This is a genomic window from Streptomyces sp. R44, assembly GCF_041053105.1.
Taxonomy (GTDB): Bacteria; Actinomycetota; Actinomycetes; order Streptomycetales; family Streptomycetaceae; genus Streptomyces.
The window spans coordinates 7,246,731-7,269,281 of record NZ_CP163444.1; the positions used below are offsets into that span (position 1 = coordinate 7,246,731).

The following is a 22,551-nucleotide window of genomic DNA, read 5'->3' on the forward strand; positions in this document are numbered from 1 at the left end:
TTCTTCCGCCTTACGCTGATCTTTCGTGGGAGCGCCATGGCCGTACCCCAGCCCGTCGTCGCACCGCCCTCGCGCGCGGCCGTCTTCCTGGTGGCCACCGTCAACCCGGGCGGCGAGGCCGCGGTGCGGGAGGCGCTCCAGGACCTGACGGGACTGACCCGTTCGGTGGCGTTCCGTGCCCCCGACTCGTACCTCACCTGCGTCGCCGGCATCGGCTCCGAGGGATGGGACCGGCTCGTCGGCGGCCCCCGCCCCCGCGAGCTGCACCCCTTCACGCCCCTGCAGGGCCCCCGCCACCGGGCCCCGGCCACCCCCGGCGACCTGCTCTTCCATCTGCGGGCCCGGCGCCTGGATCTCTGCTTCGAACTGGCCCGGCACATCGTGGCAGCCCTGGGCACCGCGGTGACCGTCGTCGACGAGGTGCACGGCTTCGCGTACTTCGACGACCGCGACCTGCTCGGCTTCGTCGACGGCAGCGAGAACCCCCAGGGCGTGACGGCCGCCGACGCGGTCCACATCGGTGACGAGGACCCGCACTTCCGCGACGGCAGCTATGTGCTCGTGCAGAAGTACGTGCACGACATGGCGGCCTGGGACGCGCTCACCGTCGAGCAGCAGGAGCACGTCATCGGGCGCGGCAAAGGGTCGAACATCGAACTGTCCGACGACGTCAAGCCCGCGGACTCGCACGTCGCACTGAACACGATCACCGACGAGAACGGCGTCCAGCAGCAGATCTTCCGCGCAAACATGCCCTTCGGGCGGATCGGCACCGGCGAGTTCGGCACCTACTTCATCGGCTACGCACGGACCCCGGCCGTCACCGAACGCATGCTCCGCAACATGTTCCTCGGCGATCCCCCCGGCACCACGGACCGCATCCTCGACGTCTCCCGTGCCGTGACCGGCGGCCTCTTCTTCGTGCCGAGCGCAGACCTCCTCGACGACCTCCCCGCCCCGCCGGCCGCCGCAGCCCCCGGGGAGACCCTGGGCATCGGCAGCCTGAAAGGAGCCCTGGCCCCATGACGCCCCCCGAGTCCAGCAGCAACCTCCACCGCGAACTCGCCCCGATCACCGCCGCCGCGTGGGCCGAGATCGAGGAGGAGGCCCGCCGCACCTTCCGCCGCAACGTCGCGGGCCGCCGCGTCGTCGACGTCCCCGACCCGGCCGGCCCCGAGCTCTCCGCCGTCGGCACCGGCCACCTCTCCGGCCTGACGTCCCCCGCACCCGGCGTCACGGCGCGGCTGCGCGAGGTGCGGCCCCTCGTCGAACTCAGGGTGCCCTTCACCGTCGACCGGACCGCCGTCGACGACGTCGAGCGCGGCTCGAAGGACTCCGACTGGCAGCCCGTCAAGGACGCGGCCCGCGCCCTGGCGCTCATCGAGGACCGCATGGTCTTCGAGGGGTACGAGGCCGCCGGGGTCGACGGGCTGCGCGGCCGCAGCTCCAACCCGGTCCTGCGGCTGCCGACCGAACCCCGCGACTATCCGGACGCGGTCAGCCGGGCCCTCACCGCCCTGCGGCTCGCCGGAGTCGACGGACCGTACGCCCTGCTGCTCGGCGCCGACCAGTACCGGGCCGTCAGCGAGACCTCCGACCACGGCTACCCGATCGCGGCCCACCTCGCCCGGATGCTCGACGGCTCCCCCATCTGGGCGCCCGCCCTCGACGGCGGCTTCGTCCTCTCCACCCGGGGCGGCGACTTCGAACTGCGCCTCGGCCAGGACGTGGCGATCGGCTACACCTCGCACGACGCGGACAGCGTCGAGCTGTACCTCCAGGAGACCCTGACGTTCCTGGCCTACACGGACGAGGCAGTCGTCGTCCTGGAGGCCTGAGCCGTGCTCCGGTGGCTGTTCGGCGCCGTGCCCCGGCTGGCCGCGTCGGCGCTCGTCGGCGCGGCGACCGGCGCCGGCGTCGCCGCCGTGACCGACACACCGCTGGGCGTCCTCACCGGCATCGCCACGGCCGAGACCCTCTTCGTCCTCAGCGGCTGGATCGCCCTGTGGCCCATGGACGCCGCCACGACCCATCGGAACGTCCGACGCGAGGAGTTCCGGCCCCTGGTCGAGGAGCTCCTCGTCGTGGCGGCCTCCCTGGGCGGGCTCGTCGCCATCGTCGTGCTCCTCCTGGTCGGCCACACCGACCTCAGCCACGCGGCGGCCGCGACGGCGCTGTGCGGCGTCTTCATGGCGTGGGCGGCGCTCCACCTCACGTACGCCACCCGGTACGCGTACCTCTACTACGCGTTGAAGCCCGGCGGCGGGATCGACTTCAACTCCCAGACCCCGCCGAAGTACAGCGACTTCCTCTACTTCAGCTTCAACCTCGGCATGACCTACCAGGTCTCCGACACGAACGTCTCCAGCCCCACGGTCCGCTCGGTCGTCCTGCGGCACTGCCTGCTCTCGTACGTCTTCGGCGCGAGCATCCTGGCCACCACCATCAACCTGGTCTCCGGGATCGTCACGGGCGGCTGACCCGTCAGCTCCGCCACCACGGCTCGCGCACGTAGCGGCTCTCCTCGCCGGTGCAGCCGAGGCCGTTGGAGATCTGCTCGGAGTCCAGGTTCCAGCCGACGACGCCGTCGCCCTTGCGGCTCAGCTCGATCAGCCGGTCGTTCTCGGTCCGCGTGCCGTCCGTGACCTCGCACGCGACGATCCCCGTCCATGCCTGTCCGTCGACCGCCGACACGAACGCCAGGAACGGCAGCACGAGCACCGTCAGCGACAGCGCCACCCACTGCTCCACCGCGGCGGCCCTCCGCAGCCAGGACGGCGGCCGGTAGTCGGGCTCACCGGGTGCCGCCCGGTCCTGCTCGTGCCGGTGGTGCGGCCGGCGCCGGCCCGTGCGGTACTCCACGACCACGCCCTGCCGCAGCGCGAAGGCGGCGAGCCCGGTGGCGAGCCCCCACCACGGCCCGAAGAAGCACGCGTCGATGACGCCCACGGCGACCGGGTTGACGAGGGTGAGCGCCGCCCGCCGGACGGCCCGCGCCGTCCCGCCCCCGAGGGGGACCGCCCCCCGCGCGGCGAACACGGCGAAGACCACCCGGGAGACGACGACGCCGAGCACCGACCCGAGGAGGGGGTCCGTGATCACCATGCCGATCAGGATGTCCGGCCAGTTCGCCGGCTCCATGCCGACGAGGACGTCACGGACGGCGTCGCCTCCGCCGACCGTGTAGGCCAGCTTCGTGACCGGCACCGCGACGGCCAGCGCGACCAGGACGGTGTGCCCGGGGCCGCCCTTCCGGTCGGTCTCCCGGATCTGGGCCAGAGCGGGGGAGGGGGTCTCCGGCACGCCGTCAGCCGAGGGAGACCACGACCGCGGTCGTCCGGCCCTCGGGTGTGTCGTACGTGACGGTGTCGCCGGCCCGGTGGCCGAGCAGGGCCTTGCCGAGCGGGCTGTCGGCGGTGACCAGGGTGGCGTCCAGGGCGTTCGCGAGCTCGCCGATCTGGACGGTCGACTCGGCGCCGTCCGCGAACCGCACGGTCACGCTGCTGCCCACCCCGACCGCGTCGGTGGACGGCGGCCCCGCGACCGATCCTTCCTTCAGCCGCCCCTCGATCTCGTCGATGCGGGTGGCGAGCCGGTCCAGTTCGTCGGCGCGCTGCAGCTCGTCGGCCTGGTCGGCCCGGTCGCCGACCTCGTCGCCACCGCCGCCCCGCAGCGTGACCGCGACGGCCTCGCGTTCGGTGCGCAGATCGGCGAGCTCGCGCTCGAGCGCCTCACGGGCGACGGCGCTGAGGGGCTCGGGTCCACCGGTCATTGCTGCTCCCGATTCTGCGAAGGCACGCACGGGTGCCGGGGGATCATTCAGGACAATCCGGAGATTAACAGGCAGGTGGGGGGACCGGTGGGGGACGCGCGTCAGCTTCCGCTCGGACTCGGCTTGGGCTCCGTCACCGGGATGTCGAAGACGTGATCCGGGGTCACGATCCGGGTGATGGCCTGGCCGAAGAGCGTGCTGGGCTCGTTGTTGTCGTGCAGCACGTCCGTGTTGAGGAGGACCACCAGGGTGGCTTTGGCCTCCGGCAGATAGATCGTGAGCGACTCGTAGCCCGGCAGGGAACCGTTGTGGCCGATCCAGCCCTGGATGTCGAAGATGCCGAGGCCGTAGCCCGCGCCGGGGATGCCCGAGGGGTACGTCTTCAGCCGCTCGGCCTGCGTCTTCGGCGTCAGGAGCGTGCCGGTCGCGACCACCCGGGCCCAGGTGCGCAGGTCCTGGAGGTCGGAGATCATCGCGCCGGCCGCCCAGCCCCAGGAGGGGTTCCAGTCGGTGGAGTCCTCCAGCTTGCCCGAGGCGGTCTGCTCGGTGTAGCCGTGGGCGTGCGGGCTCGGGAACGCCGCGTCCGTCGGGAACACCGTGTGGCGCAGCCCCGCCGGCTCGATCACGTTCTTACGGACGAACTGGTCGAGGGGTGTCCCGCTGACCTTCTCCACCACGAGACCGAGCAGGATCAGATTCGTGTTGCAGTAGTCGAACTCGGCGCCCGGCTGGAACTGGATCGGGTGCTTGAACGCGTAGGCGAGCAACTCCTGCGGGGTGAAGGGCCGGTAGGGATCGGAGGTGAGGGCCTTGTAGAAGCCCTCGTCCGCCGAGTAGTTGAACAGGCCGCTGCGCATGGACGCCAGGTTCCGCAGGGTGATGCGGTCGCCGTTCGGCACGCCGTCCACGTACTTCGAGATCGGGTCGTCGATGCTCACCTTGCCCTGGTCGACCAGTTCGAGCAGGGCGGTCACCGTGAACGTCTTGGTCTCGCTGCCGATCCGCATGTAGAGCCCAGGGTTCATGGGCTGCCCCGTGGCCTTGTCGGCGACGCCGAAGGAGCGGATGTACGTGCCCTTCCCGGGTGCCGAGAGACCGACCGTGACGCCCGGGACGCCCGTCTCCTTCATCACGTCCTGGACCGCCCGGTCGAGGCGGGCGGCGACGGCCGGGGTGAGCTCTTCGAACCCGGAGTCCGCCGAGGGGGAGGGAGCCGCCGCCACGAGGGCGGCGGGGCCCGGTGGTTCGGCGGCGAAGGCCGCACCCGCGCCCACGGGGGCGACGAGAATTCCCAGGGCCGCGAAGGCCGCGCAGACGCGCCGGTTCCGTGTGTGCGAGTACCTCACGGCGGGCCTCCTGCCGGCCGGGGACAACACTCCACCTCCAGGCTAGGTCGGCGTGGACGCCCCCGCATCGCGGCCCGGACCGTCTGTTAGGTTGCGGTTCCTCGCCACCGGGGTCAGAGAGGGAGAAGCGCACGATGGCCGTCATCCACCACACCACGATGCAGCCCACGAAGCTGGAACTGCTCACCGAGTGGCTGCCCGGCCGCGCCTGGTACGCCGGCGGAGCCGAGGTGCCGAGCCCGGCCAAGGCGGGCGGCTTCCGGATCGACGACCCCGCGGGCGAGGTCGGCATCGAGTTCATGGCGGTCGCCGACGGCGCCGGGCCGGACGCGGTCACCTACCTGGTCCCGATGACCTACCGGGGCGCGCCCCTGGAGGGCGCCGAGCACGCCCTCATCGGCACCTCCGAGCACGGTGTCCTCGGCACGCGCTGGATCTACGACGGCACCCACGACCCGGTGCTCGTCGCCGAGTTGTACGCCCTGCTCGCCGGCCGCACCGAGGCCCAGGCCCAGTCCGTCGACAACACGACCGACCCGACCGTCGCCGCCTCGCTCGACCCCGCCGGGACCGGCGCGGAGCTCGTACGGGTCACGGAGGGCCCCGACCGCACCGACGTGGAGGTACGGGAGACCGGTACGGCCGCACCGCTGACGCTCCGGATCCGGCGCGTCCTGCACTCCGGTGCGGACGGCGGACCGGGCCGCGGCCGGGTCACGGCCGAGTGGCGCCTCGCCGACGGGACCACCGCCCGCGGCGCGTACGTCGTGGCTCTCGCCGACTAGCTGCTCCTCAGACCCAGTTGACCTCCGCCTTCGCGAGCAGCGGGTCGTCCACCAGCTCCCACAGCGGGACGGCGAAGTTGCCCGTGCGGTAGCGGCCGCCGAAGTGCAGCCCGAGGACCCGGTGGTCGGTGAGGTCGAACACCGGCGAGCCGCTGTTGCCGCCGAGCGTCGAGCAGTCGTGCTTCATCACGAGACCGCCGGGGGTGAAGTCGGTCGCCGCGCCCGGCTGGAGCCGCTTCACGTTGTAGACGTCCATGAAGATCCGGCGCATCGACTCGGGCTCGTTGCGCCGGCCGTCCCAGGCCGGGTAGCCGATCACGTACACCTGGCGGCCGGGCAGGTCCGCCGGCCCGTCCGCCGCCACGGCGAGCGGCGTCGGCAGGCCGCCCTCCGCCGAGGGCTCGACGCGGAGCAGCGCCATGTCGACGTCCGGGTGGATGCCGATGACGTCGGTGATCTCGTACGGCACCGAGGCCCCGGGCGGCTCGCCCTCGACGGGCAGCTCCTCCGCCGGGTCGACCCGCGCCGACATCCCGAACTCCAGGGACCAGCGCTCGCCCTCGAACCGGCTGAACTCCGCCGCCACGTGACGGTTCGTCATCACCGTGCGCGGACCGACCAGGAACGCCGTGCCGATCCAGTCCAGACTGGGATGCCCGGTGACCTCGACCCGGCCGACCCGCAGGATCGAGTCCCGGATCGCGGGCCGCTGCGGCTCCAGGACCGACCACTCGTCCCGCTGCGGCGCGAAGTCCTGGCGCTGGACCAGGATCGCCGGTCGGCCCTCCAGGAGGACGATCGCCTCCACACCGAAGGTCTCGTCCCCGTCGAGCTCGTCCTCCCGGTGCGCGGCCAGTTTCTCCAGACCGGAGACCCCGGCCTCCAGGACGCGGGCCCGCTCCTCGCGGGCGAAGCGGGAGATCTCGGCCGCCGGCGCCACGTCGGCCGGGAGTTCGAGCGCGGACTCGGCGATCTCCGCCTCCAGTTCCGCGCGCACCCGCGCGGCGACCTCCTGCAGATCGTCGAAGATCCGCTCGGCGCCGGTCGCCACCGGCGACACGCTCCGTGGTCCGTTCGGCATGGTCGTTCACCTCGGCTTCGCGTTCGCTTCCCCCCGGGCCGGCCGCCCGGACTGGGCCGCCGTGATCTCCTCGTACAACTCCGGCCGGGACTCCCTGAGATGGGCCAGGATGCCGCTCATCTGGGTGCCCACGTTCACGAACTTCGTCCGGGCGCCCTGGAACTCGACCTCGTCCACCTTCCGCGTCCCCCGGTGCAGCCCCACGACCGTCCAGTCGTCGAGGCAGACCGGGGAGCCGGAGGAACCGCCCCGGGTGTCGGTGAAGTACAGGATGTCGTGCTCGTCCGCCCGGTAGACCAGGTTGTTCCGCAGCGCGACGCGCTTCGGCAGCCCGCCCGGGTGCTGGATGATGTTGACCGGGACCCGCTGCCGCTCCCGGACGAGCAGCGGCCGGGTGGCGACCCGGAGCGTGGGGCGCTCCTCCTGGCCGGCGGCGAGCCGCACGATCGCGTAGTCCAGCTCCGCGTCCCAGGCCGCCAGCTCGCCCGCCGTCGCCTCCGGCGCGGCCGCCGTGTCCTCGACGAAGTCGAAGCGGGAGCGCGACATGACCGCCTGGAGCCGCAGGTCCTCGTCGCTGACGTACGGCCGGACGCCCGACTCCCACGAACGGGCCATCACCACATGGTGGTTGGTGATCAGCAGTCCCGGGGCGATCATCCAGCCGGTGCCGCCGTGCGGGTACGAGGGCAGGAGCGGCGCGCCCGACTCGTACGGCGGGATCCGCAGCAGCGCCACGGACGAGCCGGCCCGGATGCCGCCGTGCAGGAACTCGTACGGCACGGTGTCGTCCTGGAGGACGATCTCCTCCTTCATCTCCCCGGGCATCATCTCCGCCGGGAGCTCCGCCTCGCCGGTGATCGCGCGGGCCACGGCGTCCAGGGCGCCCTGGAGGACGGCGCGCGGGCCCTGCTGGTGGGTCTGCTCGATCGCGTTGTGCAGCCAGATCTCCAGCGGCACCAGACCGTCGAGGAGCCGCTCGACCTGGTTCATCGCGTTGAGGTCGGCGTGCGCCTGCTCCAGCGGGTCGTCCAGCGGTTCGAGGGTGGCCGTGAAGTAGCCCGGGATGCCCCTGAGCAGGGCGGGGCGCAGGGCCCGGTCGGCGAGCCCCGCCTCCAGGGCGGCGTTGCGGACCCGGACCAGCTCCTCCTGCGGCAGGAACGGCACCTTGCGGAGCGCGGCCCCGGCGGCGTTCGGCGGCGGGCGCGTCCACAGGCCGGTGCGGGGTCCCTGCTCCGGGCCGTGTCCGACGGGGACGGTTCCCGGCGGGGCGGGTGCGTACGGGCCGGGTGCGTACGGGGCGGTGCCGCGCGGCGGCGGGCTCGCGTCCATCGCGGAGGCCACCCCGAGCAGCAGGTCCCCGCTGCCGTCCCGGAGCGTCAGCGCCTGCCGGGCCACGCTGTCCAGGGTGCCGCGCCGCCGTGCCTCCCGCAGGTCCCGCTCGATCTCCTCCAGGTCCGGACGGGCGGCACCGGAGGAGGGCTCCGCGCCGGCGGCGGACTCCAGGATGCGGGTCAGCGGCACGCGGAGGCCGGGCTCGTCGGTGAGCGTGGCGTCGATCCAGCGGGCCAGTTCGCCGACCACCGCGTCCTCGTCCGCCGGGAGCCCCACGAGCCGCAGCGTGTGCTCCAGGAGCCTCGGGTCCGCCCGGTACGCCGTGGCCGCCGCCGTACGCGCCAGGGAGGGCTGCCGGGCCAGGTCCGCGTCCGGCATTCCGCGCAGGGTCCGGGCGAGCCGCTTCTCCGTGGGCGCGGCGTCGCCGTCCGCGAGCGCCGCGAGCCGCGAGCGGGCGACCAGCACGCCCAGCGACTCGAAGCGCAGCCCGAGGCCCGCGGCGATCTCCTCGGCCTCCTGGAGGTCCCGGTCCGCCTCCGCGAACGCGCCCGAGTCCTGGGCCAGCCGCGCCGACAGCTGGAGCAGTTCGAGCTGGGTCTCCGCGCAGCCCGCCTCCTCCGCCCGGTCCACGGCCCGCTGGGCGCCCTCGCGTGCCTCCACTGTCCGCCCCGAGCGGGCGAGCGTCTCGGCGAGCAGCGCGTGCAGCCTGCTGCACGGCGTCCACGGCCGGCGCTCCTCAAGGCGCTGCGCGGCGGTCTCCACGTATCCCTGGGTGAGCAGGTCCTCGACCTCGCGCGCGGCGATCCGCTCCCAGTCCTCCTGGTCGGCCTCGGTCATGATCTGGTCGGGCACGTGCCCGCCGATCCGGCCGAGGAGGAACGCCGCCGAGCGGTGCGACATCTCGCGGTGCGTCGACCCGCCCAGGTAGGGAGCGGCGTCCGAATCCCAACGGGCCTCCACGGTACGGGGGTTCTCGCCGAGCCGGAGCCGGTGGTAGATCTCCTCGGCGCGCTCCCTGGGCCCCTCGCGGTCCGCGTAGTACGCGACGGCCCGCCGGTCCACGGCCCGCATCAGATCGGTCCGGGCGCTGTCCGAGAGGCGCAGCATGATGGCCCGCAGATCCGTCCGGTGCCGGATGGCCTCGGGCCCCGCCGACTCCATGAGGTCGACCCGGGAGGTGAGCAGCCCGTAGAGCCGCCGGGCCTCGGCGGCGCTCGCGACGGTCAGCCCCGCGGGCCCGGCCAGGACCTCCCGGATCAGGTCGGGGGTGATGAAGCGGAGGGCCAGACCCGCCTGCACGAGGGCCCGGACGTCGTCCTCCGCGATGTGCTTGAGCAGTCGGTCGTACAGCGTGCCCTGGATCAGCATCTGGTCGACCTGCCGGTCGAAGTACCGGCGCCGGGACGGCAGTCCGCGCAGCAGCTCGCCGAGGGACGGCGAATCGGCGCCCAGGGCGACGGCCGTCCGGGCCGCGAGCTTGAGGCTCAGCGGATGACCGCCGATCCGGTCGACGAGGTCCTCCGCGAGCGGCTCGTCCACCACCCCGGAGGACATCAGCAGGTCCACGGAGGCCTCGTGGTCCAGCTCGGTCAGCTCCATCGTGCGCGGGGTCAGGACCCGGGCCGGGTGGTCGATGGGGGCCCGCCCGGAGACGACGAAGCGAAGGCGCGAGTAGGCCGCCCGCAGGGCCGTCCAGACGGCCCACATGCGGGCGATGACGGGCGAGCCCCGGTACTGGGCCTCCTCGAAGGAGTCGACCACCACGACCAGCGGCGGCGGCGATTCGCCCGGTGCCGGGCGGACCGCCTCGGCGACCAGGGACGCGACCCGGTGGGCGAGCTCCTGCTCGCGGGCGCTGGCCCGGGCGTGGAAGTCGGAGGAGTAGTCGCGGCCGAGCGTCGCCCGGGTGCCGGCCAGCTGGTACAGGTCGTCGAGCTCGTTGCGTTCGCCGCGCTGGAGCGCCGCCGTCCGCTCGCACTCGTCCGCCAGCTCCTCGAAGGCGGCGCGGTGGGCGGGGTGCTGGACGCCGAGCTGCCGGGCCATCTCCGCGAGCACCGTGGCCGGTTCGTGGATGGAGAGCGTCGGGCGCGCGAAGTCGATGTAGGCGAAGGGGAACCCGGTGGGGCCAACGGCGGCGAGCGCGTCGACGAGGAACTTGGCGAGCAGGGTGCTCTTGCCGATGCCGCCGACGCCGTGCAGCAGGACGGGCGGCTCCGCCGGCTCCTCGGGCAGCGCGACATAGGCGTGCAGGGAGTCGAGCTCGGTGATGCGTCCGTGGAACGTCCCCTGGACGAGCCGGCGCATCGGCTGGAGCAACCGGGCCCGCTCCAGGCGGTGCTGCACGTCGTCGACGTCGGGCAGTCCGGTCACGCCCCGGACGCGGCTCAGCCAGAGCGTGGCCTGGAGGGAGTCGGAGAGCACCTGGACCTCGTCGCGGGCGTTCGGACCGGGGCCCGGAGGCCCCGCACCCACCGGAGGCAGGTCCACCGGCGGCGGACCGGACCCCACCGGGGGCAGGCCGCCCGTCAGCAGGGCCAGTGCCATGCGCTCCGGCCCCGGGCCCTCGGGGCGCAGGCCGATGTTGGCGCGGAGGGCGCGCAGCGCGGCCTCCGGGCCGTCCAGGCCCGCCAGGGCCGCGTCCCGGATCTCGGGCTTGAGCGTCCACACGGTGGCCCCGGGGGCCGGCAGGGCCGTGCAGTCGTCGACGAGCTCAAGGACGGCCCGCCCGGTGGCCTGCTCCTCGCCCGGGAGCCGCAGCCGCGCGGGGTCGAACTCCTGGAGCAGGGACGCGGCCTCGCGGTAGGACCTGCGCAGATCGGGCAGCGCGGCGGCGGGGGCGGCGAGGCTGGTGCGCAGGGCGTCCCGCAGCACATGACCCGCCTCGCCCGGCGGCGGTGCCGTCGGAGGGAGCGCCCGGTGCAGCCGTACGACGTCCTCCACGGCCGTGCACAACCGGCGCATGTAACTCTCTTCGCCCTCCGGCGAGTCGACGGCCCGCAGCACCTCCGCCACGGCCGTCTCCGTGAGCTCACGGACGGCCGACTCACCCCCGTCCGGAGCCGTGTCGGTGAAGAACTCCCCGAAGAACTCCCGGAGATCGTTCTCGTCGGCGATGCGGGTCGTGTCGCGGCACTCGTTCTTCCGGATCTCGTACGGGAGCTGCCGCATCGTCGTCGCGTAGCCGAGCAGCACCAGACGCGGAACGGTGTCGGCCCGCACCGGGGTGTGCTCGTAGATCGCCCGCGCCAGGACACCGATGCAGTCCCACACGTCCGAGTGCGGATCGAGCCGGTCGCATTCGTCGATGACCAGCCAGAAGCGCTGCTCGGCGGCGGTGGCGCGGGCGACGATCCGATGCGCGGCGTCCTCGAAGGAGGGCAGTGGATCGTTCAACCGTGTGGGATTCAGCGGGACCCGGTCGGCCTCCGGCCCCGCCACGAAGGCCGAGAGCCGCTCCATCAGGCGCGCCGCCGTGGACGTGCGGGAGAGCGTGACCCGGACCGGACGGAAGTCGCAGTGCTGGCCGAGGTGGCGGATCAGCTCGTACGTGTAGGACCGCCCGCTGTCCGGGGGCCCGTCGACGACGAGGACCGTCTGCTCCGGGTCGGCCAGGAACTCCCGGAGCTTCCGGCGCAACTCGCGCCGGCCCAGGAAGACCTCCGTGCCGTGCTTCAGGAGCGTGCTGTCGAAAGGATCCCGCGGGGAGCGGCGCAGCTGCTCGTCGTCCCGCAGCCGGGTCAGCAGGTTCCGGGCCTCGGCGCCCTGCTCGAAGCCGCGCGGGTCGTCGATCGCGGCCAGCGCGTCGAGACCCGCGAGCACGGAGAGCAGCCGCCGCTGATGGGCGATGTCGCGGCGGGCCGCCTCGACGACGAGCAGGGCGTTCCGCTGAGGGTCCGGGGTGAGCGGCAGGTCCTCGACGAATCCGGCCGGCAGGCCCGCGCGGAGCAGCCGCGCCCGTGGTTCGGGGGAGTCGAGGAGGTGGTCCCGCACCCAGCTGGCGACGAGGCCCCACTCCGTCTCGGTGAGCGGCATACCGCACCTGCCCGGCGCTCTTCGCGCAGCGCCGGTCGCTCCGGCGCCGGACCTGACGAGATCAGTCGTGACCGGACGTCACCGGTCGAGGCCAGACGAACTGGCTGATCCCTCTCATCGTTTCACCGGCCGGGAACCGTCGCAATCGCTGCGCGGGGACCCGTCGGCGTCAGGGGTGGAGCACGATGTCCTCGTACGACTCCAGGCGCCGCCAGCGGTCCTCCGGCGCGCGCGTGGGCGGCATCACGTCCACGTCCGGCAGCGGTCCGAACTCCAGCTCGGTGATCTCCGCGACGTCCGAGACGGGCACCTGGTACGTGCGGAACGGGCCCAGCGGCGGCGGCGCCCCGGCCTTCGCCCCCGCCAGGGCCCGTTCCGCGTCACGGCTCAGGTCGGGGCTCTGGTCCAGGACGTACGCGGCGGCGGCGAGCGCCCCGTCCTGGACGAAGGCGGCCACCTTCCAGAACCGCAGCGGCACCTGCACCCCGCGGTACGGCGGATCGGAGTCCTGGAGCACCGGGCCCGTGAGCACGGTCAGCTTCCGGTCGTACTCGGCGGCGTGGTCGAGCAGATAGTTCTCCAGGCCCTGCCAGAGCTGTTTGCCCTGGTTGAAGACGTCCGCCTGGGGAGCGGCATTGGTGAAGTGGAAGGTGTCCGTATTGGCCAGGGACGCCACCGCCGAGGCGCCCCAGACCGGGTCGAGCCGGCGGACCAGATGACCCCGGTCGAGGCTGTTGTTCCGGTAGACGTCGTCGCCGGCCTGCTGCTCCTCCGGCAGCCGGGGGTCGTACTCCCAGACGTCCTCGCGGGGCACGTCCTCCAGGAGCTGCGCGCCCTCGATGCAGACCGCGGTGGAGGCCGCGAGCCGCCGGTCGGGCCGGAAGACCACGGTGAAGTGGGTGTACGGCAGGATCACCGTCTCGATCGTGTCCCGGACCGGGAGCGCGAGCGGGACGACGGGGCCGAGAAAGGCCTCGTCGTAGCCGGTGCGGCCGGTGAGGGAGGCCAGGCGCTCGGCGGCGGGCGCCCGGCCGGGAGGGAGCGGTACATCGGAAGGGTTCATACGATGTAAGTACCGCGTGGAGAGGGTCGCGCTCGGCGTCGGACCGCAGGCCACTCGATCAGCCGCCCCCGGCACCCCGCCCCGGGCAGCCGTCCCCGGCGTCCCCGCCGCCGTCCCCCGCCCCGGCATCCCCCGTCCCGGCATCCCTCCGCTCCGCACGAGGAGGCACCCCATGGCCACCGGACTCTCCCTGCACGTCGGACTGAACGCCGTCGACCCCGCCCGGTACGAGGGCTGGGACGGCACCCTGAACGCCTGCGAGAACGACGCCCACGACATGGCGCGGCTCGCCAGGACCGCCGGATTCGAGGCCACCACCCTGCTCACCCCGGACGGCACGGTCGCCAACATCACCTCCGTGCTCGGCGAAGCCGCCGCCCGCCTGGTCCCCGGCGACATCCTGCTCTTCACCTATTCGGGCCACGGCGGTCAGGTCCCCGACGTCACGGGCTCCGACGACGAGCCGGACGCGCTCGACGAGACCCTCGTGTTCTACGACCGCCAGTTCCTCGACGACGAGGTCCAGGACGCCTTCCGCGCCTTCGCCGACGGCGTACGGATCGTCGCCCTCTTCGACTGCTGCCACAGCGGCAGCAGCATCGAACTGCCCGGCGGCGCCGCGGAGGAGACCGCCGGCCGCTACATGCCGGAGCCGTGGCAGCGACGGCTCTACGAGCGCGACCGGCCCTACCTCGAAGACCTCCAGCGGAGCCTGGCGAAGGACGCCTCCGCCGACGGGACGGTCCCGGACGCACTCCTCGTCTCGGCCTGCCAGGACAACCAGGTCGCCGCCGACGGCGACGTCAACGGCGCCTTCACCGGGGCCCTGCTCCGGGTGTGGGACGAGGGCGCCTTCCGCGGCGACTACCGCACCTTCCACCGGGGCATCCAGCGCCTGCTGCCCCCCACCCAGAGCCCGAACCTCTTCCTGACCGGCACCCCGGCGCCGGACTTCCTGGCCCAGAAGCCGTTCACCGTCTGAGGCGGGCACCGGTCCCGGGAAAACAGAAAGGCAAGGAGGGACGACCTCTCCTTGCCACTCTCAAGATATAGCGCACAGGGGGCCTTGCGGCAAGGCCCCCTTCGTCCTGCAGAATCACCGCTCGAAGCTTTTGAACTGCGGAAATACGGGGCGTACTGATGATTGACGTGATCGTGGTCGGCGGCGGACCGACCGGACTGATGCTCGCGAGCGAACTGCGCCTGCACGACGTGCGGGTGGTCGTCCTCGAGAAGCTCGCCGAGCCGACCAAGGAGTCCCGGGGGCAGGGCCTGCACGCGCGCAGCGTCGAGATGATGGACCAGCGGGGCCTCCTGGAGCGCTTCCGGGCGGTCAGCGAGCCGTTCTCGGTCGGCGGCCTCTTCGGCGGCGTGATGAAGGCATGGCCCGAGCAGCTCGACACGGCCCACCCGTACGGCCTCGCCACGCCGCAGCCGGTCACCGAGCGGCTGCTCAACGAGCGCGCGCTCGAACTCGGCACGGAGATCCGGCGCGGCAGCGAGGTGGTCGGGATCGGCCAGGACGAGGACGGGGTGACCGTCACGCTCGCGGACGGCACCGAGCTGCGCTCGCGCTACCTCGCCGCGTGCGACGGAGGCCGCAGCACGGTGCGCAAGCTGCTCGGCGTCGGCTTCCCCGGCGAGCCCGCCACGGTCGAGACGCTCCTCGGCGACATGGAGGTGACCGCGGACCCGGAGACGATCGCCGCCGTCACCGCGGAGGTCCAGAAGACCCAGCTGCGGTTCGGTCTCAAGCCCCTCGAGGACGGCGCGTGCCGCGTCATCGTGCCCGCCGAGGGGGTGGCCGAGGACCGCACGACCCCGCCGACCCTCGACGACTTCAAGACGCAGCTGAAGGCCTTCGCCGGCACCGACTTCGGGGTGCACTCGCCGCGCTGGCTGTCCCGCTTCGGCGACGCCACCCGGCAGGCCGAGCGCTACCGGGTCGGCCGGGTGTTCCTCGCCGGCGACGCCGCGCACATCCACCCGCCCACCGGCGGCCAGGGCCTCAACCTCGGCGTCCAGGACGCCTTCAACCTCGGCTGGAAGCTGGCCGCCGCGGTCGCCGGCTGGGCCCCGGAAGGGCTGCTCGACACGTACGAGGCCGAACGCCACCCGGTCGGAGCCCGCGTCGTGCGGAACACCCGCGCGCAGATGACCCTCCTCGGCAGCGACCCCGGGGCGACCGCGCTGCGGGAACTGTTCTCGAAGCTGATGGACTTCGAGGAGGTGAACCGGTACATCACCGGCATGATCACCGCGGTCGACGTCCGCTACGACCTCGGGGAGGGCCATGAACTCCTCGGCCGGCGGCTGCGGGACCTGACGCTGAAGCAGGGGCGCCTGTACGAGCTGACGCACGGCGGCCGCGGACTGCTGCTCGACCGGACGGGCCGGCTCTCGGCCGAGGGCTGGGCGGACCGGGTCGACCACGTCGTCGACGGCAGCGAGGAACTCGACGCGCCCGCCGTGCTGTTGCGGCCGGACGGCCACGTCGTCTGGGTCGGCGAGGACCAGGAGGACCTCCTCGGCCGCCTGACGGAGTGGTTCGGCGCCGCGAAGGCCTGAGGCACACCACGGTGTCCCGAAGGGCGGGGTCCGGTCTTCCCGGACCCCGCCCTTCGGGCGCTCCGGCGCGGGCCTGTCGTGGCTCGGGCTCGGGGTGGTGGCGGGGTGTCGGGGTCCGGCCGGCCGGGCCGGTCGTGCGGGTGCCGGGCCGCCGGACGGCGGGTGCGGCGTACACCGTGGACCTACGGCCGCAGCGCCGTCGCCAGCTGGGCGCGGGAGCGGACGTCGAGTTTCTGGTAGATGCGGGTCAGCCGCGCCTCCACCGTCTTCACGCTCAGGTACAGCTTCGCCGCCGCCTCCTGGTTGCTCGCGCCCTGGCCCACCAGGCGGGCGAGCCGCAGCTCCGCCTCCGTGAGCGAGGAGAGCGCCGACACCGACTCCTCGCCCCCCGTGCCGGGACCGGCCGCCTCGCCCGCCGGCGTCTCGCTCGCGAGCGCCAGCCACGGAGCCGCACCCGCCCGCTCGAAGACGGAGGCCGCCTCGTGCAGGGCGCTCTGGGCCGCCGACCTGCGCCGGCGGCGCCGCTCGACCCGCGCCAAGGCGATCAGCGCCCGCCCCTGCTCCAGCGGCAGCCCGGCCCGCCCGAAGCTCCCGGCCGTACGGGTGAGGAGCTCGGCCGCCTCGTCCGTCCGGCCCTCCGCCGCCAGGCACAGGGCGTACGCCCGGTCGCAGCCCAGCAGGACCGTGGACCGGCCGAGCCGCTCCGCCACCGGCCGTACCTCCGCGAGGACCGCCAGGGCCTCGTCGCCCGCGTCGTGCGCGAGCAGCGCCTCGGCGAGCTCCTCGTGCCAGCGCAGCATCGACGGGTCCACCGTCGACTGGGCGCGCTCGTCGGCCTGGACCCGCCGCAGCGTCTCCAGGGCCGCGGCGACCTCGCCGGTGATCAGCTGGACGCGGCCGAGCGCGTACCGGCTGCGCGAGAGGAAGACGCGGTCGCCCTCCTCCTCCGAGGCCTGCACGCTGCGGCGGGCATAGCTCGCCGCCCGCGCGAAGCTGCCGCCCGCGGTCTCCGCGAGCGCCAGGGTGTACCAGGCGGGGCCGGGGGAGAGCCCGGCCTCCAGGGTGAGCGCGAGGGCCTGCCCGGCGTGCGCGAGGGCGGCCGCGCAGGCGCCCCTGCGGGACTCGATCGCGGCCAGGGTCGAGAACAGCTCGATGGTGTCCTCCACCGAGCCGCGCCGCTGCACCAGGGGAAGCAGCGCGTTCAGCTCGTCCCGCGCGTCGTCCAGCCGGTCGTCGAAGAGGGCGTGGCGGATCGTCAGGATCTGCGCGGCGTTGCGGATCCCGAGCGGGCGCTCGGCCCGCTCCAGGGCACGGGCCTGGCCGAGTACGGTCTCGGCGTCCGGAGAGCCGAGGGCCCGCTCCATCCGCGCCTGCACGGTCAGGGCCTGCGCCGCGAGCCGGGGATCGCCCATCGAGGCGGCCAGCGCCGCCGATTCGACCGCGGCCGTCCGCGAGCGCTCCGGATCGCCGTCCGCGAGCACGTACTTGACGGCGAGCCGCAGCTGCACGGCGGCCCGCAGGGCGGTGTCGCCCTCGGAGTCCTCCATGGCGTGGACGTACATCTCGTCGAGCCCGGTGAGCCCCTGACCCGCGGTGTCGAGCACGGCCAGCCGCGCCCTGACCCGGTCGGAGGGCACCGCGTCCCGGGCCAGCAGATCCGTCGCGGCCCGCATCGCGAGGTCCGCGCGGGCCGCGCGGGCGGCCTCCTCGGCCGCGTCGACGAGCCGTGTGATCCGCCGCGTCCCGTGCCGGCCGGGCGTCGACTCGGCCGCGAGCAGGGCCAGTTCGGCGGCGAGCGCGCTGTTCCCGCGCCGCCGGGCCAGATCGGCGGCGGCCGCGACCTCGGCGGCCAGCTCCTCGTCCGGCCGCTCGGTGGCCAGCGCCCGGTGCCGTACCGCCTCGACCGGGTCGTCCACCACCTCCGCGAGCGCCGCGTGCCCGGCGCTCCGCTCGGCCCAGCAGGCGTCGTGCACCAGGGTGGAGGGCAGCAGTCCGGCGGTGAAGGTCACCGAGCCGTCCTCGGACAGCGACACCAGATCGGCCCGCTCGGCCGCCGCGAGGTCCGCCTCGGCGGTGGGCCGCCCGGCGCGCCGCACCAGCGTGGCCGAGGGGCGCAGCGCGAGCGCGGCGAGCAGCAGCGTCTCGCGTACGGCGGGGGGCGCGGCGCCCAGGAGCTGGCGGGCGAGGTCGCGGGCCCGCCCGGAGAGCGTCAGCGCCTCGGCGTGGTGCACCGGGGTCCGCGCGTCGGCGAGGGAGCGGCCGACGGCGAGCGCGAGCCGCGGATTGCCGCCGCTGGCGCGGTGGATGCGGCCGGCCATCCGGGAGGGCAGCCGGTGGTGGATGAGGAGTTCGGCGATCTCGTCGGCGTGCAGCGGAGGGACGCGCAGCACGTCCGCCTCCGAGGGCACCCAGAGGTGTGCGGCGTGCGGGTCCTCGTGGCGGTGGCTCTCGCGGTACGGCGCGTGGGCCTCGGCGTACGGCTCGGGGGTCTCCACGGCCACCACGCGCAGCGCGGGCGGGGCCAGATGGAGGGCGAACCGGAGCAGGTCCGCGCTGTCCGCGTCGACGTGCTGCACGCCGTCGACGACGAGCAGGACGGGGCCGCGGCAGGTGAGGGCGCGCAGGATCCGGGCGATGCCGAGGCGCAGGGCGATCGGGTCCCAGCCGCCCGCGTCGATCGGCGCCTCGCGGCAGAGCATGGCGACGGCGGTGCGCTGGGGTCCGGGCAGCTGGTCGAAGACGCCGGAGGCGAGCACGCCCGAGTCGAGGACTCCGGAGGCGAGCACGCCCGAAGCGAGGGTGTCCGCGTCGAGCGCGCCGGCGCCGGGTCCGCCGGCGGGGGACTGTCCGGGCGGGTGCACCGCGGCCGGTCCGGGGACGGGCCGGCCGGTGCCGAGGCCCGGCCAGGTCACGGTCGCCGCCACCGAGGCCACGAGCGCCGCCGCGGCGGCCCCGGGTATCTCACGGTCGGACGGCAGGGTCGCGAGCCACAGCACGGTCTCGCCGCGTGCCTCGGCGCGGGCGGCCTCGGCGAGGGCGACCTCGGTCTTGCCAACGCCGGCGGGTCCGGTGAGCAGGGCGCGGCCGCGCGTGTGGAGGGCCCGTTCGAGCCGGGTGAGGAGTTCCTCACGGCCCACCGGGGCAGGGCTCTGTGGAGCTGTCGTCACTGTCCACCACCTCCGGCCCCTCGGGGCCCGGCCCATGGACCCCGTGCGCAGAGGATACGGAGCCCACCGGCACAGTCCAGGCCCCTTGTCCGGCATTCGGACAGAGGGCCTGGCGGGCGGGCACGTCCCCAACGCCAGGACGCGCCAGTGGTGTAGACCACGGGCGCGTCGCTGACCAGCAATGATGCTGATGTGGGGGGTGGTTCAGAGGTGGTGCGGTGGTGCGTCAGAAGGTGAGGCTCCACGAGTCGATGTAGCCGGTGTCACCCGAGGCCACATCGCGGACCTGGAGCTTCCAGGTGCCGTTGGCGACCTCGCTCGACGCGTCGACCGTGTACGTCGCGATGACGTTGTCGGCGCTGTCCGAGGAGGAGGAGGCCTTCAGGTTGCGCACCGTGCCGTCGGGGGCGACCAGGTCGATGACCAGGTCCCCGCGCCAGGTGTGCTTGATGTCCACGCCGACCTTGAGGGCGGCGGGGGCGTTGCCGGTGCGGCCGGTGACGGCGATCGAGGACGTCACGGTGGTGTTGTCCGGGATCTGCACGTCCGTCGCGTTGGTGAAGACGGTGCCGGTCGGCGGGGTGGTGTTGAGGACCGCGTCCACGGACTTCGCGGTGTCGGCGATGCCGGTGCCGCAGCCGCCGGTGCAGGTGCCGGGCAGCGGGCGGGCGTTGGCCTTGATCGTGGACTCGATGTCGGCCGGGGTGAGGGTGCTCTTGGCCGACTTCAGCAGGGCGGCGAGGCCGGCGATGTGCGGCGCCGCCATCGAAGTGCCCTGGTAGGGCTTGTACGTCTCGGTCGACTGGACCGTGAGGCCCGAGTTCAGCGTGGAGTAGATCGCGTTCTCGGGGGTGGTGACGGTGCCGGGCGTGTCGGTGGCGTTGCGGGTCTCGCCACCGGGGGCGGCCACGTCCACGATGGTGCCGTAGTTGGAGTAGTACGACCGGGAGCCGGCGCGGTTGGTCGACGCCACGGTGATGACGTTGGAGCAGTTCGCCGGGGTGAAGCCGGAGGCGTTGGCGTTGCTGTTGCCCGCGGCGACGACGACCGTGGTGCCGCGCGAGACGGCGCCGTTGATCGCGGTCTGGTAGACGCTCGGGCAGGTGGAGCTGGCGCCGCCCAGGCTCATGTTGATGACCTTGGCCGGGGTCGGGTTGGCCGGGATGCCCGGCACGGTGCCGCCGGAGGCCCAGGTGATCGCGTCGGCGATGTCGGAGGACGAGCCGCCGCACTTGCCGAGCACGCGCACGGGCTGGATCTTCGCGTTGTACGCGATGCCCGCGATGCCCTTGGTGTTGTTCGTGACGGCGGCGATGGTGCCGGCCACGTGGGTGCCGTGCCAGGAGGAGTTGGAGGCCGTGGAGCCGGTGCCGCACTCGCCGGCGGTGGCGTTCCAGTCGCCCTCGTCCTTCGAGTCCGCGTCGCGGCCGTTGCCGTCGCGGGCGTCGGTGGAGTCCGAGATGAAGTCGTAACCGGCGATGACGTTGGTCGCCAGGTCCGAGTGGGCGGCGTAGCCGGTGTCGATGACGGCGACGGTGACGCCGGAACCGGTCGTCTTGTCCCAGGCTGCGGGAACGTTCATGCCACCGGTGGGCTCGAAGAGGTCCCACTGCTTGGCGTAGTCGGTGTCGTCCGGGGTGACAGCCATCGCGTAGGCGCGGATGTCGGGCTCGACCGAGGCGACCGACGGGTCGGCGCGGAAGGCGTCCATGACCTCGGTCACGTCCTGCTTGGTGGCCTGGCCGCCCAGGTTCACCAGGGCGGCACCGCCGGCGAGGCGGCGCTCGAAGGAGAGCTTCTCGCCCGTCTGCGCGGCCTTCTCGGCCGTGTCGCTCTTCGCGGCGGTGTTGGAGCCGGCCTCGGCGGTCCGGGTCTTGTAGGTGACGATCACCTTCTCGACGGGGGCGTTGGGAAGCGCCCGCATCGCCTGCGAAGCCGGGACCGGCTTCGGGGTGGCTGCGACCGGGGCGGCGGCGAACGCCCCGGAAGTCATGGCAGCGGCACCGAGGATCGCGGCGCTCGCGACCACGGATATGACTCTCCGCCTGGAACCGTTCAAGGTGTGGCCCTTTCGAGTACGACGTAACTGCGGAGCAGTGGCGGCGGCGCGGGACGTACGGGGCGAAGTGGGGTCGCGTCCGGCCGTTCCCTGGGCTTGGGGGGCCCGTGCGCCGCCACCGGCGCGACGGCCCGGGTCAAGGCCGCCGCCGGCGGACAGCACCCTCCGCATGCACCTGTCAGGGTGCGCTCGGGGGATGATATCTGCCGGTGCGGAGGACAGTAGGGAACGGGGGGGGTAACCCGATACGGGGAAAACCCTTGTCACCCCTCAAGGGGTGGCGGGGGTCCGGGGAGGGTGCCCTCCGCGGGGCCGTACGGGGGTGGCGGATCAGCCGAGTTCGAGGGTGGTGACGCCGAACACGCGCTCACGGGCCACCGGCCGGACCGGGCCCGTGTACATCCTGGCGGTCTCGAACGTCGGCTCCAGACCGCGCTCCTGGGCCAGCCGGGCCGCCGCGGGGTTCGCCTCCGGCATGTCGACCGCGATCCGGTCCGCGCCGAACTCCCTCGCCTCGGCGGCGAGCCCGTCGAGGAGGGCGGCCGCGTCGGCCGGGGTGTCCGCGAACAGCGGGCCCACACGCGCCTCGTCCTCGGCGGGACGAACCACGCCGAACCCGGTCATACGCCCGTCGACGACCCGGGCCAGTGCCCGGTGGCCGGGGGTGGTGAGCCAGGTGTCCAGGAACCGGGGCCGGTCGGCGTGGTGGCAGAGGTTGTCGTACGCGGCGAGGGCCGCCCGGTCCACGCGCTCGGCGGCGACCAGGCCGGCCACCGGGCGGTCGGGGGCGGGGACCTCGCCCGCGTACCGGGCGGTGCGGTAGGCCGTGGCGAAGCCGGAGCGCCGATAGTTGTCCTGCTGCGAGGGCACCCCGTCGAGCCCGACGGACCGGCCGCCCGCGTGGGCCAGGGCGGCCCGCCAGGTGGCCAGGCCGTGGCCGAGACCGCGGAGTTCGGGGCGGACGAGGTAGAAGCCGAGGAAGGCGTAGTCGTCGTCGTAGGTGACGACGGAGATGGCGGAGACCGGTTCCCCGTCGACCCGGCCGAGGAAGAAGCCGGAGGGGTCCTGGGCGAAGAACGCCGGAATGTCGGAAAGCCCCGGATTCCAGCCTTCCTCGGCCGCCCAGGACCGCACGAGCGCCCACTCCTGGGGGGTGGCGGACGAGACGGACAGCGGGCCGGGGGCGGCTGAGGTCATGGGGGTGTCCTTCGACGGCCGGGGCGGGTGCCCGGGGGTCGGAACCCGGGCAAAGCGCGCCGAGCATAACGCCGTGCGGTGCCCTGCCGACCGCCGACCGACCGATTCCGGCCGCCGCCCCTGTTGTGGGCATGCGCTCCGCCGGGGCG

Annotated in this window: 15 protein-coding genes; 6 read left to right on the top strand and 9 right to left on the bottom strand. The window is 73.7% G+C overall.

The features are described from left to right. The first annotated feature begins 36 nt into the window (after positions 1 to 36). Genes AB5J54_RS33760 through AB5J54_RS33770 form a run of 3 tightly spaced genes read left to right on the top strand, consistent with a single transcriptional unit; the run spans position 37 to position 2,480 of the window. A complete protein-coding gene (locus tag AB5J54_RS33760) occupies positions 37 to 1,026 on the top strand; it encodes a Dyp-type peroxidase (RefSeq protein WP_369147718.1) in 990 nt (329 codons plus the stop codon). Then, positions 1,023 to 1,838 (top strand): family 1 encapsulin nanocompartment shell protein, encoded by an 816-nt coding sequence (locus AB5J54_RS33765; RefSeq protein ID WP_369147719.1) that lies wholly within the window; start codon positions 1,023 to 1,025, stop codon positions 1,836 to 1,838. Before AB5J54_RS33760 ends, AB5J54_RS33765 begins: the two co-directional genes overlap by 4 nt. 3 nt (positions 1,839 to 1,841) lie before the next feature. Then, positions 1,842 to 2,480 (top strand): DUF1345 domain-containing protein, encoded by a 639-nt coding sequence (locus AB5J54_RS33770; RefSeq protein ID WP_369147720.1) that lies wholly within the window; start codon positions 1,842 to 1,844, stop codon positions 2,478 to 2,480. Positions 2,481 to 2,484: 4 nt separating this feature from the next. Here the strand turns inward: AB5J54_RS33770 and AB5J54_RS33775 are convergent, their stop codons facing one another. The 3 genes from AB5J54_RS33775 to AB5J54_RS33785 form a co-directional block, all read right to left on the bottom strand. Beyond that, the gene (locus AB5J54_RS33775) at positions 2,485 to 3,303 is read right to left on the bottom strand and encodes a hypothetical protein (RefSeq protein ID WP_369147721.1); all 819 of its coding nucleotides are present in this window, start codon (positions 3,301 to 3,303) and stop codon (positions 2,485 to 2,487) included. A 4-nt stretch (positions 3,304 to 3,307) separates the two neighbouring features. Next, entirely contained in the window at positions 3,308 to 3,772 is a 465-nt protein-coding gene (locus AB5J54_RS33780; protein WP_369147722.1) for a GreA/GreB family elongation factor, read from the bottom strand. A gap of 101 nt (positions 3,773 to 3,873) precedes the next feature. After that, positions 3,874 to 5,118: a serine hydrolase domain-containing protein gene (locus AB5J54_RS33785; protein WP_369147723.1), complete on the bottom strand. Its 1,245-nt coding sequence runs from the start codon at positions 5,116 to 5,118 to the stop codon at positions 3,874 to 3,876. 134 nt (positions 5,119 to 5,252) lie between these two features. Between AB5J54_RS33785 and AB5J54_RS33790 the strand changes: the two genes are divergently transcribed. Continuing rightward, positions 5,253 to 5,903 carry a 1,4-alpha-glucan branching protein gene (locus AB5J54_RS33790; RefSeq protein ID WP_369147724.1) on the top strand — a complete coding sequence of 217 codons (651 nt, stop codon included), beginning with the start codon at positions 5,253 to 5,255 and terminating at the stop codon, positions 5,901 to 5,903. Positions 5,904 to 5,910: 7 nt separating this feature from the next. Here AB5J54_RS33790 and AB5J54_RS33795 read toward each other — a convergent pair whose 3' ends face one another. The 3 genes from AB5J54_RS33795 to AB5J54_RS33805 all read right to left on the bottom strand — a co-directional run bounded on the left by AB5J54_RS33795 (position 5,911) and on the right by AB5J54_RS33805 (position 13,411). Continuing rightward, complete coding sequence (locus AB5J54_RS33795; RefSeq protein ID WP_369147725.1) at positions 5,911 to 6,984, bottom strand: serine protease; 1,074 nt, start codon at positions 6,982 to 6,984, stop codon at positions 5,911 to 5,913. Between the two features lie 6 nt (positions 6,985 to 6,990). Then, the gene (locus AB5J54_RS33800) at positions 6,991 to 12,348 is read right to left on the bottom strand and encodes a trypsin-like peptidase domain-containing protein (RefSeq protein WP_369147726.1); all 5,358 of its coding nucleotides are present in this window, start codon (positions 12,346 to 12,348) and stop codon (positions 6,991 to 6,993) included. Positions 12,349 to 12,517: 169 nt separating this feature from the next. Beyond that, positions 12,518 to 13,411, bottom strand: coding sequence for a DNA/RNA non-specific endonuclease (locus tag AB5J54_RS33805; protein ID WP_369147727.1), 894 nt, complete (start codon positions 13,409 to 13,411; stop codon positions 12,518 to 12,520). A gap of 172 nt (positions 13,412 to 13,583) precedes the next feature. Here AB5J54_RS33805 and AB5J54_RS33810 point away from each other — a divergent pair, with 172 nt between their 5' ends. Together AB5J54_RS33810 and rox are read left to right on the top strand one after the other, a co-directional pair. After that, positions 13,584 to 14,393, top strand: coding sequence for a caspase domain-containing protein (locus AB5J54_RS33810; protein WP_369147728.1), 810 nt, complete (start codon positions 13,584 to 13,586; stop codon positions 14,391 to 14,393). A gap of 158 nt (positions 14,394 to 14,551) precedes the next feature. Continuing rightward, complete coding sequence (rox, locus tag AB5J54_RS33815; protein WP_369147729.1) at positions 14,552 to 15,979, top strand: rifampin monooxygenase; 1,428 nt, start codon at positions 14,552 to 14,554, stop codon at positions 15,977 to 15,979. 182 nt (positions 15,980 to 16,161) lie between these two features. Here the strand turns inward: rox and AB5J54_RS33820 are convergent, their stop codons facing one another. The 3 genes from AB5J54_RS33820 to AB5J54_RS33830 all read right to left on the bottom strand — a co-directional run bounded on the left by AB5J54_RS33820 (position 16,162) and on the right by AB5J54_RS33830 (position 22,402). Then, positions 16,162 to 19,146: an AAA family ATPase gene (locus AB5J54_RS33820; RefSeq protein ID WP_369147730.1), complete on the bottom strand. Its 2,985-nt coding sequence runs from the start codon at positions 19,144 to 19,146 to the stop codon at positions 16,162 to 16,164. Between the two features lie 226 nt (positions 19,147 to 19,372). Further along, positions 19,373 to 21,070 (bottom strand): S8 family serine peptidase, encoded by a 1,698-nt coding sequence (locus AB5J54_RS33825; protein WP_369149545.1) that lies wholly within the window; start codon positions 21,068 to 21,070, stop codon positions 19,373 to 19,375. Positions 21,071 to 21,535: 465 nt separating this feature from the next. Then, positions 21,536 to 22,402, bottom strand: coding sequence for a GNAT family N-acetyltransferase (locus tag AB5J54_RS33830; RefSeq protein ID WP_369147731.1), 867 nt, complete (start codon positions 22,400 to 22,402; stop codon positions 21,536 to 21,538). Positions 22,403 to 22,551: the final 149 nt, after the last annotated feature.